The following is a 16,260-nucleotide window of genomic DNA, read 5'->3' on the forward strand; positions in this document are numbered from 1 at the left end:
TAAGTGAGTTTTTTTCAGACTATAAGGTATAAAAAAAGCCCGCAGAATGGAATTCATGCGAGCCTTGGTATTGTCTTAGCGACACAATAAAAATTCAAGTAGCGCTTTTTGTGCGTGTAGACGATTTTCTGCTTCATCCCAAACAACACTTTCTGGATGATCAATCACATCTGCGCTCACTTCTTCTCCGCGATGAGCTGGCAGGCAATGCATAAATAATGCATCTGGGTTGGCTTTTGCCATCAGTGCACTGTTGACCTGGAAGCCATCAAAGTCTTTCAAGCGTTGTTCTTGTTCGTTTTCTTGACCCATTGAGGCAAATACATCGGTGACGATTAGGTCTGCGTTGGTGGCCGCATCGTGAGCACTATGAAGTACAGTGACTCGGTCGCTGTGTTCTGCAACAAGCTCAGCGTTAGGTTCATAGCCGACTGGGCAAGCCACAACCAGTTGAAAGTCCAACAAGGCGGCGGCGTTGATGTATGAATTACACATGTTATTGCCATCGCCAACCCAGACCACTTTTTTGCCTTCGATTGAGCCGCGATGTTCTTGGTAGGTTTGCATGTCTGCCAACAGCTGGCATGGGTGATAATCATCTGTTAGCGCATTTATAACCGGCACAGAGGAGTATTTGGCAAAGGTCTCAACGGTTTTATGATCGAATGTTCTGATCATGACGGCATCTACCATGCTCGATATAACACGAGCACTGTCTTCTACGGGTTCACCGCGCCCAAGTTGGGTGTCGCGAGACGAAAGAAATAGGGCGTGACCGCCAAATTGAGCCATGCCAGCTTCAAAAGAGACGCGTGTTCGGGTGGATGATTTTTCAAATATCATCGCCAAAACTCGATTTTTCAGCGGTTGAAATAGGGTGCCTTCATGATGAATTTTCTTAAGCTCAGAGGCTCGAAATAGTAATTGTTTTAACTCGTCAGAAGAAAGATCCTTCAGAGTAAGAAAATGTCTAGGCGACACGCTATAGCTCCTTAATTGTGTGCTGAAAAGGGAATCGACCAATTTAATACACTCAGGTAAGTGAGTAAAGGACATTTAACATGGGAAAGTGTAACCGAAAGCCGTTTTTTGGGGTTGTAAATACACCACTAGACCCCATAAACTGGTGCAAGTTTAGTGAATTTAATCGTCTTGGTTTGCGTTTAGACATTAAAGTTATCTTCGTCATACGAAAAGACAGTTACCGGGTGAGGTTTTAGCATGAGTAATACAATCGAAACAATTAAAGAGCAAATTAGCAGTAACGACATTCTGCTTTATATGAAAGGCAACCCACGCGCTCCACAGTGTGGTTTTTCATCTCAGGCAGTTCAGGCGCTTATGGCGTGTGGTGAACGCTTTGCTTTTGTGAACATTTTGGAGAACCCAGATATTCGCGCTGAGTTACCAAAATACGCTAACTGGCCAACATTCCCTCAGCTTTGGGTAAAAGGCGAGTTAGTCGGCGGATGTGACATCATCGTCGAAATGGCAGGTAACGGTGAATTGCAAGCCTTGATCAAAGAAGCGGTTGGCTCTTCTGAAGAATAAGTGAAAAAACGATCGACTCAGGTCGGTCGCTTTTAACGACTAAGTGTAAGTTTGTTAACCATATAAGACGTAAAAAGGAGATCTTAGATATGTCTATTTTAGTGGGTAAAAAAGCACCTGATTTTACAGTTCCTGCGGTTTTGGCTGATGGCCAAATTGTTGATTCTTTTAACTTAGCTGAAACGATTAAAGGAAAATACGCCATTGTATTTTTCTACCCTTTGGATTTTACGTTCGTATGTCCTTCTGAAATCATTGCCATGTCTCACCGCATGGACAAATTCCGTGAAATGGGTGTAGAGGTTATCGGTGTGTCTATCGATTCTCACTTCACTCACAATGCGTGGCGTAATACGCCTGTTGATCAAGGCGGTATCGGTGCTGTTGAATACACACTGGCAGCGGACATGGATCACGCTATTGCAAAAGCTTACGGTATCGAGTCTGAAGGTGGCGAGTCTTACTACCCTGCAGGTGTTGCGATGCGTGCATCTTTTGTTATTGACCAAAAAGGTGTTGTTCGTTCACAGGTCGTGAATGACGAGCCTATTGGCCGTAACATGGATGAATTGGTTCGTATCGTTGATGCGCTACAATTCTTCGAAGAGCATGGTCAAGTTTGTCCAGCAGGCTGGAACAAAGGTGATAAAGGCATGACGACATCTCCAGAAGGTGTTGCGGCTTACCTTTCTGAAAGTGCTAAATCTCTATAAGACATGTGTTTTATAGCCATAAAAACGCCCACTACTGAGTAGTGGGCGTTTTTTTAGCTCTCATACAGTTCCAGCGGCAAACCATCGGGGTCGGCAAAAAAGGTAAAACGCTTGCCTGTTAATTCATCCATTCTTATTGTTTCTGTGGCAACCCCCTGACGATTTAGATGCGCTACGCAATCGTCCAAATCATCTACCGCAAAGGCCAAATGTCTTAAACCTTGCGCTTCCGGTCGCGATGGTCTTTCTGGTGGTGCCGGAAATGAAAATAGTTCAATTTGCTGGTTTGCGTTGATCGCCAAGTCTAATTTATAAGACTCGCGACTTTCTCGATAAGTTTCCGCAATGATACGAAAACCAAGCGTCTCACTGTAGAACGTTTTAGAACGCTGATAATCAGAACAGATTATTGCGATATGGTGGATATGAGATACCTTCAACATCATAGCGGCTCTTATTGTTTTGTTTGTGCTTTTAATTCATTTGCCACATCGATGACTTGTCGTCTAAACCAAATATGGCTGGCGTCGTGATGCAGTAATGGACTCCAAATCATTTTCAGTTCAATTTTTGGGATATCGAATGGCGGATCAAGAATGACGAGATCTGGGTTCTTTTTGTTTACCATGGCCACTTTTTTTGGCAAGGTCGCTATAAGATCTTGTTCAAGGGCAAGGTGCATGGCGGTATGGTAGCTGCGTGTGAATACTCGGATGCTGCGTTTGTGTCCGAGTGTTTGTAGGGCTTCATCTACCCAACCTAATTTTTGTACGTCTGTGGGGTCCATTCCAACACCGACACCAAAGCCCGTTTTGCTTACCCAAATATGTTGAGCTTGTAAGTAGGCATCAATATCAAAATGGTCTTTCACTGGGTTTTTAGAACTCATCATGCACACAAAAGTGTCAAACCAAACGCTCTTTTGGTGAAAGGACTGCGGAAGCTCTTCAAAGCGATTAATCGCCATATCGATTTTTCCTGCTTCCACGTCGTGAAAGGTGACGTCGCTGGGAGTCATGATGTCTAAGGTGATGCCGGGGGCAAATTCCCTTAATCGATTTAATAACCTGGGAATGACCGTGGAAGCTGCATAATCACTCGCCATAATACGAAACACACGCGTACTGGTGCTTTCGTTAAAGTCGGCTTCTGGCTGCAATGCTTCTTCTAGCTCCAAAAGCACTTTTCGGACAATCGGTTGTAAGCGTAATGCTTTCTCAGTGGGTTTCATGCCTTCACTGGTGCGCACTAACAGCGGGTCATTAAGCAAATCTCTTAATCGCTTTAACCCGTTGCTCATCGCGGGTTGGGTAATATTCAGTTTGCTTGCAGAGCGCGTGACGTTGCATTCTCTTAGCAGCACATCGAGGTAAATAAGAAGATTAAGATCGATTTTATTAATATTCATATTTCTTATGGCGTTCGCATGGATTATATAGTGAATCGATTGTATTGCCCTTTGTGCAAACTACAACAATAGTTTGCACAAATTTAGGGGCGTTTTTGGCCATTTGCTAACAGCAAGAACTAGATGTTCGATAAAATGGGCACAGCGCAACACAGATCGATAAAACGCTGAGCATTTTGAGTCAGGGCGGTATTTTTAGGTGTGACAATCAATAGGTTTCTATTTAATGCCAATGGGGTTTGATACAGACGAATCAGCCCAGAGTTCAATTCTTGAGAAATGGCCATTCTAGATAAACAGCCCAATCCCATTTGATGTATAACCGCTTGTTTTACCGCTTCCATATGCGCAAGGGAAAGCACAACATTGAGCTGTGGGATGTGCGCTGCAGTGGCTTGTTCTAGTATGTTGCGTGTGCCTGACCCAGATTCGCGCATAACCCAGCTGGCTTGCTCCAAATCTTCCCATGATAAAACGTCTGAGCGTTCTTCTTCAGCGGAGCCAAAGACCACCAGTTCATCTTTTAACCACACTTGTGTCATCAGCTCGGCGTGCTGGCAATAGCCTTCAATAAAGCCCACTTCGGCTTTGCCAGTTAACAGTTGTTGAATAACACTTTGAGTGTTTCCTATGTCCAAATTGAAGCGAATGTTCGGATGTTGTCGCTTAAAGAGAGACATCTGTTTGGGGAGCAGGTAGTTGCCCACACTGACGCTGGCCGCTAAATGAAGAGAACCGCTGAGCTCGTCCTCATTCCCCATGCTTTCAATTTGTTCAATTTGGCTCAGAACCGCACGGGCTTGGGGCAGTAAATGTCTTGCTTGGGGGTAATTTGTAAACGCTTACCATGACGACGAAAAAGAGGACGTCCGAGTAAGGCTTCGAGTTCTCTGAGTGCTTGGCTGGCGGCGGGTTGGCTGATAGACACCATTTCGGCCGCTGCCGTCACAGATCCAGTATGAACCACGGCTTCAAATATCTGTAATTGTCTAAGTGTTATTCTCATGAGGCTATTGTAGCGTTGTTTTTATGGCGAAGAGTAGTGTTATGTTGGTGGGGGTGATAATTGATCAAGGGCGTAAATAAATCCGCGTAACCAATTGTGTATTTTTTAATAATGGTATGAAATATGCAGAAATTTTACTGAGTAACTCTCTGCTGAGTTTACTTAATTAAATGCGGTCTGTGTTATCTGCTTCCACAAGAAGCGATTTACAAGCCTCTGTGATTAACCAAAAGTTAATACGACGACCTTAAGGATTCCACTATGAAAATCACCCATCGTTGGCTCTCTATTGCTGAGGGCTGTCTGCTTGTTGCTTTAGGAATACACATTTTAAATTCTGCGGGTTTGCTGATTAGTGGCACCGCTGGGGTCAGCATGATTTTGTTAAGACTGACTGACTTGTCCTTTGGGGCGTTGTTCTTTTTGTTGAATATCCCATTTTATCTATTAGCTTGGTGCACCCTTGGTCGGGACTTTACGTTTCGAACGTTTGCGAGTGTGAGCTTGTTATCCATTTTGTCGGAACTGATGAAGCATTATGTTGTGCTGTCTATTCATCCCGGATTATCCGGCGCGTTAGGTGGCTTGTTGGTAGGATTTGGTCTCATTATTTTGTTTCGTCATAACGCGTCTTTAGGTGGATTAAACATATTGGCGGTGTATTTAGAGCGCCATTTTTCCATTCATGCCAGTAAAACGACGCTCATTGCTGATATTGCAGTATTGATTGCGGCTCTGATTTTCTTAGATTTAAGTCAGTTAGGGTATTCGTTGGTGGCGTTTCTATTATTGAGTTCAGTTGTTGGTCGTTATCATCGACCGCCAAAGTGGGCGCAAGTGGCGTTGGTGGACGCCAAAGTCAGTTGATATGAGAAAAGCGCCTTTCAGGTGCTTTTTCTTTTGTGTCCAGTGTATGGCTTCCCCTTTCTTGTCATATAGCTAAGATCAAATTCTGTTACTTTATTTAAAAGAGTCGTTTACATTTCATTTTTTTATCTGCATAACTTAGATGGATATTTTGTCTAGAACGGGGTTAATATTCAGGAGTATTACTTAAAATTTGTTCGATCATGGCGTTTAAATTACTTTCTACAAGTGATTGTGAAATCATAGAAAAGGCATAACTAGGTATGAAGCAGTTCCCAACAGTGTTAATTGTCGATGATGTACCAGAGAATTTACGCGTTTTACAGGAAGTTATGGATGCATTGGATTGCCAAATTGCTGTGGCAAATTCTGGTGAACGTGCGTTGGAGCTGTTAGAGCGAACCCAGCCTTGCTTGATCTTATTGGATGTCATGATGGGGGGATTGATGGATTCGAGACTTGTCGCCGGATCCGTATGCACCCGCAACACAAAGACGTGCCGGTTATTTTTGTAACGGCATTGGCCGATGATATTAGTCGTGGATTTGAGGTTGGCGGCAACGATTACATTAGTAAACCGATCCGAATAGAAGAAGTACGAGCTCGAGTACAGCATCAGTTGGAAAAGTTTCAGCTAGTGCATGAGCTTCGTGAACTGACGTCTCAATTAGAAGAAAAAGTACGCGAGCGCACCGCCGACCTAAATCTTTTAAATCGAAATCTTCGCAAAGAAGTGAATGAGCGACGTTACATGCAAGATAGACTGAAGTATTTGGCTCAGCATGATTTTGTGACGCAGCTATACAACCGTGACGCACTTGATGAACACGTTTCCTATCTTATTTCTGGCATACAATCGAATACATCTGAGCACACTCCCTATTTTGTTTTGATTGATATCAACGAGTTTCGTTTGATTAATGATTCCTGTGGCTGTATTGCAGGGGATGAGTTGTTGCATCAGCTGGCGGTGTTAATGGGCGGTTTGGCAAACCCGCAACGAGATTTTTGTGCTCGTTTAAGTGGTGATAAATTTGCCATTGTTATCAGCCAAGGTGGGAGCCAAGCGGTAGAGTCTTTTTTCCGTTTGTTGCAAAAAGCCATTCAAGACTTTTCTTTTGTGTGGGACGAACGGCAGTTTCGAATGACGGTAACACAAGTGGCCATGCCAATTACCCTTGATATGGTGTCGTTTGAGCAAGTTGTGATGCTGGCGGATGAAGTTTGTTACACCAGCAAAAAAGCGGGTGTCCATTCGCGTATTATTAAAAATGCCCAAGATTTAGCGTACGAGGAGCATCGTGGCAATTTAAACTGGGGACTGCGTATTATTGATGGCCTTGAAAAAGACCTGTTCCAAGTGCATTTCCAGCAAGTGTTTTCATTAATAAAAGATGAACCGAAGAAAAAAATCGAAATATTGGTTCGGCTTATGGATGAAGAAACGGGCAATTTAATTTTTCCGAACGACTTCATTCGAGCGGCCGAGCGTTTTGGTATCGTTTCAAAAATTGACCGCTGGGTGATTCATCACACGATGCAAAAAATGGCGGAAAATAAAGCGCTTTGGGAGTCGGTTGATCAGGTGGCGTTAAATGTGTCAGCGTTGTCGGTGAGACAAGCCAATTTTGCAGAGTTTATTGTGGAGCAACTCGCGCATTTTCAGCTCGATGGCGCTAAGTTCTGCTTTGAAATTACGGAAACCGAAGCGTTAAATAATTTCACAGACACCCGTCGTTTTATGGCGTTATTGCATCAATCGGGTTGTACGATCGCATTGGACGACTTTGGTACAGGTTTTTCCTCTTTCGCTTACCTGATGGATTTGCCTTTCGATTTGATCAAAATTGACGGTATGTTCATCAAGGATATGCACCTCAATGAGCTTCACTATGGCATGGTGGATTCGATTGTGAAGCTGGCCAAAATGTTAGATAAGCCAGTTGTTGCAGAGTTTGTTGAGAACCAATCTATTGTGGATAAGCTCAAATTGCTTGGTGTGGAGTGGGGGCAAGGCTACTTTTTCCATAAGCCTGAAAAATTGTAAGTCTAAAGGTCAACCTAGGTGTTAGGCCAATTGCCGAGGGATTTTAAACATGGATATTCAACTCCCACTGATTCTCAAAATATTGGTCTTTTTGTTTTGTGTTACAGCGTTTGCTTTGGTGGCATTGCAACTCGCTTTTTTGATCCGTTTCAAACTGTTGCAGCGACGCTATTCAAGAGCCATTTTGGCCACCAATGCGGGTGTTTGGGAGTGGTACCCTGAAACGGGCCGCTTGTATGCCTCCACAGAATTCTTTATGCAACTTGGGTTCGAAGAAAAAAACACCCAAATCTTTAAAAGACTGGCTGGCCTTTTTGTCACCAGAAGATCGCATCACTTTTGAGCGCTGGAAGGCTGTTTTACTGGAAGATGAGGTTAATCTTGCTCCCAGGTCGATTCGTCTCAAAATAAAAAATCCCCTTCAGGAAGTACATTGGGTCGAAATGCGCGGCAGCGTGGTACGGCGCGATGCCCGTAAACGTGTTCACAGTGTGGCGGGTATTTTTGAAGACATTGGTCATATTGTTGAAACCGAAAACGAATTAATTGTGGCGCGAGAAGAAGCACGTCGTCGAGAGCTGACATTGTCTTCTTTGCTGAATAATATTCCTGACATTGTCTGGTCAAAAGATGAGGCTGGATGTTATTTGGATTGCAATCAGGCATTTTTAGATTTTAACTCTTTGTCTGTTGAGGACATTCAAGGCAAAAACGACCTAGAATTAAACCTCGATAGAAAGGGGGATTATTACTTTAATCAAGATAAACATGCGTTAGAAGCAGGCGTTACGCTTCACGAACAAACGTGGGGATACCCTAAAAATGGCAGTGAGCCATGCTTGTTTGAGGTATACCGTGTACCCGTCATTGAACCTTCCATAAACTTTCGTGGCACGCTTGGCATCGCGCGAAATATCACAGAACGTCACCGTTTATTTAATGAATTGAAATTGTTTAAAAGCTTTGCTGACAATTCGGCACAGGGCTTTGTGATGGCAACTTTAGAGGGAGATATAACGTACCTAAATAAAAAAATACGGCAACTTCTGAGCGTCTCAGGTGAAGAAAACGACGCGTCCTTAGCGGATTTGAACTACTTGGATTTTTACCCTGAAGTGAGTCAAAAATTCATTAAATCTACTGTCATTCCTTATGTGAAAGAGCAAGGTGTCTGGGAAGGGGAATTGCAAGCCAGAAGCTTAAATGGTCGCCTGTTTGCAACCCATGAGACGTTCTTTCTATTGCGAGACGACGAAGGAAAGTCTACGTCTTTAGGGAATATTATGAGTGACATTACCGATCAAAAAAATGTCTCTCTCCAACTAGAACAAGCCAAAGAAGCCGCTGAGCAGGCTAACCAAGCAAAAAGTCATTTCTTGGCCAATATGAGCCATGAAATTCGTACCCCACTGAACGCGATTATTGGCTACGCTCAACTTATCAGTGAGGACAACCAGCTAACGGGAATGTCGAGAACACGGTTTTTGTCCATTGCCAGTGCAGGCAATCGATTGTTGGGGTTGATTAACGATATTCTCGACATCGCTCGAATAGAATCGGGACGGCTTGTGTTGCACGAACAAAAAACCGATTTATGCCGAGAAGTCAGTCAAATAGGTAAGCTGTTTCAGGGCGAAGCGCAACAAAAAGGCTTAACCTTAATCGTTGAATGCCATATTGACGATGGGAAAATGGTCATGATTGACCCGGTCAAGTTTCAGCAAATACTGACTAACCTATTGGGTAATGCCGTGAAATTTACCTCTCAAGGCTATGTGAAAGTTACGGCTCAACTGGTTGATAATCGAATTCATATTATTATAGAAGACACCGGGCCAGGGATTGAGTCTGAGTTAATGGAGCATTTATTTACGCCCTTCATGCAAGGTAAAGCGGGAGAAATTTCAGGAGGAACCGGACTTGGTTTGTCTTTATCGACAGCCTTGGTAAAACTCATGGAAGGTTCTTTATCTGTGAAAAGCAGCGATGGCATTGGTACTCAAATAACGGTGGATTTGCCCTTGCTCAAAGCGGGTGATCGCCAGGCAATCAATGTGGACAATGAAGACGCGATCCTCAGTATGAGGTTGAACAATCCCATACGTGTATTGGTGGCAGAAGACGACGCCTGGTCTAGAGATATTCTTGTGTCTTTGTTAGAAAAAGCCGGTTGCCAGATTTTAGAGGCGGAAGACGGCAAGCAAGCCATTGAGATTTTTAGGACGAATCCACCGGATTTGATAATGACGGATATTCGAATGCCTAAAAAAAGCGGCATTGATCTATTAAAAACGATTCAAAGAGAAGATAAAAACCATCAAATACCGGTGATCGCGGTCACAGCGTCAACGTTAGTGCATGAACAGCAAGCGTTATTGGATGAAGGCTTTTGGCAGGTCATCGCAAAACCTTATCAAATTAAAGAAATTTATAAATCCTTGGTGACGCACTTGGATGTGTATTTCGTGCCTGCACCAGAATCAAAAAGAACCTCTAACACGGACGACTTAACCGTTTCTTCCCTAAATGATGATATGAGTACGGAGTGCGATTTAACGCGGGACGATTGGCTGCCATTATTGTCAGCAGCCCAAAGCGGTGACGTTCAAGCCACTGAACAAGCATTCCACTCTTTGAGTCGGTACCTCCCTGCGACCTACAAAAGAACACTGCAATCTGCGATTGAACAATTCGATCTCGGATTGGTGGAGTCTTTGATTGCCCAATATGAGGACAAAGCATAAACACACCTGAGCATTCTGTTCATATGCGGATTGCTCAAGGCTTCCTGAGTGCTTTAGGTTTGACATAAAATCGCCTCATAGATACTGTCGAACAAGACAAGTTATAAGAAAAGCGCCTACAATAGAGCCTTTTACTTTTTCGCTAATACACACTAAACCGCAACAGGTAGCCCAATGACCCATTTCGCCTCTAGTGACTTTCCTTTTACCGCGGTAGCGGGGCAAGATGCGCTAAAGCTGGCGTTGATTTTGTGTGCCGTTAATCCACAAATCGGCGGTGTTTTGATAAGTGGCCCGCGTGGATCGGCAAAGTCTACCTTGGCGCGAGGATTGTCTGGCGTGATGCCCGCTTTACAGGGAGAAGAAGCCGTTCCTTTTGCAACGCTGCCACTTGGCACCAGTGAAGATCGTTTGCTTGGTGCATTGGATTTGGAGCAGGTTCTGCAAGACAAACAGGTTGCTTTTAAACCCGGTTTATTGAGCAAAGCCCATGGTGGCGTCTTGTATGTCGATGAAGTGAATTTGCTTGCCGACCATTTAGTGGATCAACTCTTGGATGTGTCCGCCAGTGGCGTCAATCGTGTTGAGCGTGATGGGCTCAGTCATGAACACGCGGCGCGTTTTTTGTTGGTGGGCACCATGAACCCCGATGAAGGCGAGTTGCGTCCACAGCTAAAAGACCGCTTTGGCTTGATGGTGGAATTGGTTAATCAATACAGCCTTGAAGAGCGTGTACAGATTGTGCGTCTCCGCGATGAATACGACCAAGACGCTCAAGCATTTTGTGATGCCTTTAAGTACAAACAGCGTAATTTGAAAAACAGCATTCGCTTGGCAAGACAAGTTTTAGCGCAAGTGCGTTGCTCTGATGAACTGCGTTTAGAAGTGGCGAGCCGCTGTCAGCTAGCAAATGTTGATGGTGTGCGTGGTGATATTGTTTGGATTCGAGCCGCCATGACCCACGCCGCTTGGCGCGGTGCAAAAAATGTCTCTTTGGACGATGTTCAAACCGTCGAAGAGTTGGTGTTGGCTCATAGACGCCAAGCTAACTCTCAGCCTTCAGCATCCAGCCCGCCGCCGTCTCGTCGACCTGACGATTCTCGTTCGTTATCACCCAATAGCAGTAATCAGCCTCAAACTGATTTATCACCAGACGGTGAGCCAAATGAGCAAAATGGTTCGGGGGAATGGGGCAGTATGTCGCCTCAAACGCTTGCGAGCAGCGCGCCCATCAATGTGGTTGTTCACGGTTCACAGAGAGAGCGCCGCGCCGCTCAGTCATTTATTGGCGAGGTAGCGCCGGGAAAGCATAAAGGCAAGCAGCTGGGCGGTTATCGTCCCGATGTCGCGCAATCTGTTGACCTTCCTTCCGCGGATGGAATTGACTGGTTTCGAAGCATTGTCAGCCAGCCGCAAGAATGGCCACCGAAAAACCTGACGCCTAAGCCCGCTAAGACCGGTCAATCTGTTTTGCATTTGGTGTTATTAGACACATCGGCATCAACCTTGAGTCAAGGGGTGTTTGCCCATGCCAAAGGCGTGATTTTAGACATTGCACAGCGTGCTTATTTGGCTCGAGAGCAGATTGCTATTTTAGGCTTTGGGCAAGAGGGCGTGTCGTCTATTTTGCCTAAAGTGCGCGCTCCCAAAGAAATCTCTGATTTATTGGACGATTTAGGCGCGGGTGGCGGTACGCCATTTCGTGTTGCAATCGAAAACGCCAGCCAGTACTTGGCACAACAGCACAAAACCAACAAGAGCTTACTCAGCCAAACCTATATACTAACGGATGGCCGAACCCAAGCCGACGTATCTGACCTTGTTTTGCTGGGTAATACGGTATTAATCGATACTGAAAACGCGCCAGTCAAGCGTGGTCGAGGCCAAGATATTGCACAGCATTTGGGCGCACAATACGTTCTATTGAGCTCTTTTTTACCGACTATTTAGACACATTTTAGAGATGGCTTTATGACCTCTTCTGTTGTTCATTGTCCTGCATTATTTTTGACAGCACCTGCGTCGAATCAGGGCAAAACCACCATTACGGCGGCGCTGGCGCGTTACTTTACCAATCAGGGAAAAGTGGTTCGCGTGTTTAAAACGGGTCCCGATTACCTTGACCCGCAGATTTTAGCGCAAGCGTCTAAACAACCCGTCGAGCAACTGGATATTTGGATGGCGGGCGAAGAGTATTGCCAAGACATGCTTTATCAAGCCGCTCAAGTAGCGGATTTGATCTTGGTGGAAGGTGCCATGGGCATGTTTGATGGCGAACCTTCCAGTGCTGACCTTGCGGCTCGTTTTGGTATTCCCATGGCGATTGTTATGGACGTTAAAGGCATGGCTCAAACGGCTGCGGCGGTCGCGACTGGCTTGGCGAATTTCCGCGATGACGTGCAAGTGGCAGGACTGATTGCCAACCGTTGTGGCAGCGAACGCCATGCGGAATTGATCCGCGATGCATTACCTGCAAACTTACCTTTGCTCGCCACCTTAAAGCGTGATGAAGAAATTACCTTGCCAGAGCGTCACTTAGGTTTGGTGCAAGCAGACGAAGTAAAAGACGAGCTCGAAGTGCGCTTTGAAGCCGCTGTGGAATGGCTGAAAGAAACGCAAGACACTGGCTTGTTGGCATTGCCTAATGCCGTACCTTTTTATGCCACTAAGCAAGTAGATGACAATCAAGTCATCGAGCAAAGCTTGCAGGGGAAAACCATTGCGGTGGCTAGAGATGCTGCGTTCAGTTTTATCTATGATGCGAACCTAATTGCGTTGAAAAGTTTAGGCGCAGAGGTGGTGTTTTTCTCGCCCTTGCATGATCAAGCTTTACCCGATGCTGATGCTCTTTGGCTGCCGGGTGGTTATCCTGAATTGCACTCCAAAGTGCTCTCTGAAAACCTTTCAATGCGCCAAGCCATCAAGGCTTTTTTCCATTCGGGAAAAGGTATTTTAGCGGAATGCGGCGGCATGCTTTATAGCTTGGAGGATCTAACCGATTTGGATAATCAGTGTTATCCGATGTTGGGGATTTTAGCTGGCCAAGGCGCGATGCGCGGCAAACGCGGTTGCCAAGGTATGCAAACAGCGGTGATTCCACAAGGCGAAATTCGCGGCCATGCTCATCACAGATCGCGCAGCGCCAATACGCCGGAACCGGTTGGTTATGGTCGTCGTCAGCGACACCCAGCACCGGGCGAGGCGATTTATCAGCAGAAAGGCTTAACCGCCAGTTATTTGCATTTGTTTTTCCCTTCCAATTTAGACGTTACTGCTAAGATCTTTTTAGCCGGTCAGCAGGGCTAGCGGATTATGTGGCCTGAAAGTGCTGAATCGACCGCGCCACTGCGTACTGGTTTAACCACCGGAACCTGCGCGACGGCTTGCTGTGTGGCGGCGGCTCAGGCACTTTTTGCCCAACAACAAGATGCAAGCGTCAGCGTCACCTTACCCAAAGGCAAAGTGGTTGATCTGCCAATTATCGAGTATCAAGCAATCGACGGCGGCATCAAAACCGCGACGATTAAAGACGCGGGAGACGACCCAGACGCGACCCACGGAGCAACCTTATTTGTCGAGCTGAGATTATCCCCAGAGCAGGGCGTACGCTTTCATGCGGCGCAAGGCGTGGGCACTGTGACACGCACGGGCTTGCTGCTTGATGTTGGCGAACCAGCAATTAATCCAGTGCCGCGTAAAATGATGACCGAGCATTTGGAAGGTTTTGCGCAAACCTATCAATATCATGGTGGTTTCGATGTGTCTGTCGGCGTGATCAACGGTGAGCAAATTGCACAAAAAACCATGAATCCACGTTTGGGAATTTTGGGGGGCTTATCGATTCTCGGCACCACAGGCATTGTGCGTCCGTTTTCTTGTGCTGCTTACATTGCGTCTATTCATCAGGGCATCGATGTGGCACGTGCTAATTCAATCACCCACATTGCCGCTACCACAGGCAATGCCAGTGAAGACGCTATAAAAAGTCATTATCAGCTCGATGATATGGCGTTGATCGAAATGGGCGACTTTGTGGGTGCTGTGTTAAAGCACATTAAAAAGGTTGAGCAAACCAACTTTATCCAGCTAAACAGTTCAATTCAGTTACAGAAGCTCAGCATCTGCGGTGGATTCGGTAAAATCAGCAAATTAGCTCAGCATCACATGGATCTAAACAGTCGTGCATCCAGCATCGATCTTGCTGCCTTGGCACAACTTGCCGCCAGTTTGGGTGCTGATGATGACTTGCAAGAGCGCATGACATGCGCCAATACCAGTGTGGAAGCCTTGTCTTTTGCTATGTCAGCAGGATTACCGCTTGCCAATGCCATCTGTCAGCAAGCCTTAGACTTTGCACGACAGTACATTCCCGCTCACATCGAGTTAGAAGTCTGGGCGATTGATCGCAAAGGCCAATTTGTTGGTAAAGCCTTGGATGCTGATTTAACACAGCGAGACGAGTCATGAAGGTTTTATTATTGGGTGGCACCGCTGACGCTCGCCGTTTGGCCGACTCGTTACATAGAGAGAGCGTAAGCGTCATCTACAGCTTGGCGGGGTTGGTACGCGTGCCCAAAGTCGATTGCCAGTTGGTGGTGGGGGATTTACCCAATTTGGTGGCTTGGCTCAGTACTTAAAAGACAATAATATCGGCGCGATTTTGGATGTGACCCATCCTTATGCGCAAACCATGAGCAGTAAGGCCGTGACGGTGGCTAAAGATGTTGGCATTCCCTGTTGGCGTTTTCATCGCCCCGCTTGGAAACAAGAAGAGGCCGATCGCTGGAAATTTTATCAAGATGAAACCGATTTATTGGTGCAGCTTGATGACTTTCGAGTGCCCTTATTAAGCGCTGGGCAAATGAGCGAAGTCTTGCTCAAACGTGTACTGCAATTACCAAGCGTCGAACGCATTGTGTGGCGAACGGCGGTTGAGCCTAAGTTTGATCTGCCAGATAACATCGATTGGATAAAAGCCATTGGCCCTTTTGCTTTAGAGGATGAGCGCCAATTGTTAGTGGATCACGGCATTGATGTTATCGTTAGTAAGAACAGCGGCGGTTCGGCCACCTATTCCAAGCTTGAAGCCGCCAGAGAATTATCTATTCCCGTTTTATTGCATGCTCGGCCGATTTTGCCAGAAGCCGAACGTGAATTTAGTGACACGGAAGACTGCTTGCAAGCTTGTTTGGCCGCTTGGGGCAAGGCTTCTACTCACATTAAACATCAACAAAAAGACAACCAACAGTGACTTCTTCAGACGACGTTCAATACAACTATCAATACGAAAATAACCCTCAAGCTATTGAGAATGACAGTTTTCGACAAATCCGCGAGCTAACTGATTTGTCTGGCTTGAGCCAAGACCAGCAGCAAGTCGTTATGCGCGTAGTGCACAGCCTTGGCTTGCCTGACGTGGCCGAGCAAGTGCGCTTTAGTGCCAATGCAACTCAAGCAGGCCGCGAGGCGTTAGCCAATAATGGCGCGATTTTGTGCGACGTGGAAATGGTCAAGCAAGGCGTCACCAAGCGCATGATAACGAGAGAGCCATTGTGCTTTTTGAACGATGCGCGCACAGCAGAATTGGCGAAAAGCAAAGGCGAAACTCGCTCTATGGCGGCATTGAGTTTATGGCAACAAGATCTTGCTGGCAGCGTGGTTTTAATCGGCAATGCGCCAACGGCCTTGTTTCGATTATTAGAAATGATCGAACAAGGCGCGCCAAAACCCGCTTTGATCATCGGTATGCCGGTGGGTTTTGTCGGCGCAGCGGAGTCGAAAAACGCGCTTTGGCAAGCTCATGAAAAGCTTGGTATCGAATGCATTACCTTGCTCGGACGAATGGGCGGTAGCGCCGTGACATCGGCCAGCTGTAATGCATTGTTGCGCTGCAATCTAGGCGAGTATTATTAATGTTTTTTTGT

General features: G+C 45.9%; 15 protein-coding genes and 2 pseudogenes. 12 read left to right on the plus strand and 5 right to left on the minus strand.

Annotated elements, in window-relative coordinates; translation table 11 throughout:
• Nucleotides 1-75: 75 nt before the first annotated feature.
• Nucleotides 76-981 (minus strand): ornithine carbamoyltransferase, encoded by a 906-nt coding sequence (gene argF, locus N5P32_RS05690; protein WP_265728159.1) that lies wholly within the window; start codon nucleotides 979-981, stop codon nucleotides 76-78.
• Between the two features lie 240 nt (nucleotides 982-1,221).
• Here argF and grxD point away from each other — a divergent pair, with 240 nt between their 5' ends.
• A complete protein-coding gene (gene grxD, locus N5P32_RS05695) occupies nucleotides 1,222-1,551 on the plus strand; it encodes a Grx4 family monothiol glutaredoxin (protein ID WP_265728160.1) in 330 nt (109 codons plus the stop codon).
• Between the two features lie 89 nt (nucleotides 1,552-1,640).
• Nucleotides 1,641-2,264, plus strand: coding sequence for a peroxiredoxin (locus N5P32_RS05700; RefSeq protein ID WP_265728161.1), 624 nt, complete (start codon nucleotides 1,641-1,643; stop codon nucleotides 2,262-2,264).
• Between the two features lie 53 nt (nucleotides 2,265-2,317).
• Here the strand turns inward: N5P32_RS05700 and gloA2 are convergent, their stop codons facing one another.
• From gloA2 to N5P32_RS05720, 4 genes are all read right to left on the minus strand, one after another.
• On the minus strand, nucleotides 2,318-2,707 hold the full coding sequence (gloA2, locus tag N5P32_RS05705; RefSeq protein ID WP_265728174.1) for an SMU1112c/YaeR family gloxylase I-like metalloprotein: 390 nt from the start codon (nucleotides 2,705-2,707) through the stop codon (nucleotides 2,318-2,320).
• An 11-nt stretch (nucleotides 2,708-2,718) separates the two neighbouring features.
• Nucleotides 2,719-3,672, minus strand: a complete 954-nt coding sequence (locus N5P32_RS05710) for a LysR family transcriptional regulator (RefSeq protein WP_265728162.1) — start codon at nucleotides 3,670-3,672, stop codon at nucleotides 2,719-2,721.
• A gap of 119 nt (nucleotides 3,673-3,791) precedes the next feature.
• Entirely contained in the window at nucleotides 3,792-4,433 is a 642-nt protein-coding gene (locus N5P32_RS05715) for a LysR substrate-binding domain-containing protein (protein WP_265728163.1), read from the minus strand.
• A gap of 23 nt (nucleotides 4,434-4,456) precedes the next feature.
• Nucleotides 4,457-4,678 carry a helix-turn-helix domain-containing protein gene (locus N5P32_RS05720; RefSeq protein WP_265728164.1) on the minus strand — a complete coding sequence of 74 codons (222 nt, stop codon included), beginning with the start codon at nucleotides 4,676-4,678 and terminating at the stop codon, nucleotides 4,457-4,459.
• A 261-nt stretch (nucleotides 4,679-4,939) separates the two neighbouring features.
• On the opposite strand from N5P32_RS05720, the gene N5P32_RS05725 reads away from it, so the two are divergent.
• The 10 genes and pseudogenes from N5P32_RS05725 (at nucleotide 4,940) to N5P32_RS05770 (ending at nucleotide 16,249) form a co-directional block, all read left to right on the plus strand.
• Complete coding sequence (locus N5P32_RS05725; protein WP_265728165.1) at nucleotides 4,940-5,545, plus strand: YitT family protein; 606 nt, start codon at nucleotides 4,940-4,942, stop codon at nucleotides 5,543-5,545.
• 332 nt (nucleotides 5,546-5,877) lie between these two features.
• Nucleotides 5,878-6,740: pseudogene (locus N5P32_RS05730) on the plus strand (GGDEF domain-containing response regulator); the annotation flags it as partial.
• 12 nt (nucleotides 6,741-6,752) lie between these two features.
• The gene (locus tag N5P32_RS05735; protein ID WP_265728175.1) at nucleotides 6,753-7,592 is read left to right on the plus strand and encodes an EAL domain-containing protein; all 840 of its coding nucleotides are present in this window, start codon (nucleotides 6,753-6,755) and stop codon (nucleotides 7,590-7,592) included.
• Nucleotides 7,593-7,641: 49 nt separating this feature from the next.
• Nucleotides 7,642-7,935, plus strand: a complete 294-nt coding sequence (locus N5P32_RS05740) for a hypothetical protein (protein WP_265728166.1) — start codon at nucleotides 7,642-7,644, stop codon at nucleotides 7,933-7,935.
• Nucleotides 7,907-10,336, plus strand: a complete 2,430-nt coding sequence (locus N5P32_RS05745) for a PAS domain-containing hybrid sensor histidine kinase/response regulator (RefSeq protein ID WP_265728167.1) — start codon at nucleotides 7,907-7,909, stop codon at nucleotides 10,334-10,336. The genes N5P32_RS05740 and N5P32_RS05745 overlap by 29 nt, the downstream gene beginning before the upstream one ends.
• 174 nt (nucleotides 10,337-10,510) lie before the next feature.
• Nucleotides 10,511-12,286, plus strand: coding sequence for an ATP-binding protein (locus tag N5P32_RS05750; protein ID WP_265728168.1), 1,776 nt, complete (start codon nucleotides 10,511-10,513; stop codon nucleotides 12,284-12,286).
• Nucleotides 12,287-12,307: 21 nt separating this feature from the next.
• A complete protein-coding gene (locus tag N5P32_RS05755) occupies nucleotides 12,308-13,642 on the plus strand; it encodes a cobyrinate a,c-diamide synthase (protein WP_265728169.1) in 1,335 nt (444 codons plus the stop codon).
• Nucleotides 13,643-13,648: 6 nt separating this feature from the next.
• A complete protein-coding gene (locus N5P32_RS05760) occupies nucleotides 13,649-14,803 on the plus strand; it encodes a cobalt-precorrin-5B (C(1))-methyltransferase (RefSeq protein WP_265728170.1) in 1,155 nt (384 codons plus the stop codon).
• Nucleotides 14,800-15,587 (plus strand): annotated as a pseudogene (locus N5P32_RS05765) (precorrin-6A/cobalt-precorrin-6A reductase). The gene N5P32_RS05760 and the pseudogene N5P32_RS05765 overlap by 4 nt, the downstream one beginning before the upstream one ends.
• The gene (locus tag N5P32_RS05770) at nucleotides 15,584-16,249 is read left to right on the plus strand and encodes a precorrin-8X methylmutase (protein ID WP_265728171.1); all 666 of its coding nucleotides are present in this window, start codon (nucleotides 15,584-15,586) and stop codon (nucleotides 16,247-16,249) included. Before N5P32_RS05765 ends, N5P32_RS05770 begins: the two are co-directional and overlap by 4 nt.
• The last annotated feature ends 11 nt before the right edge of the window (nucleotides 16,250-16,260 follow it).

This window comes from Marinomonas pontica, from assembly GCF_026191375.1.
Classification (GTDB): Bacteria; Pseudomonadota; Gammaproteobacteria; order Pseudomonadales; family Marinomonadaceae; genus Marinomonas; species Marinomonas pontica.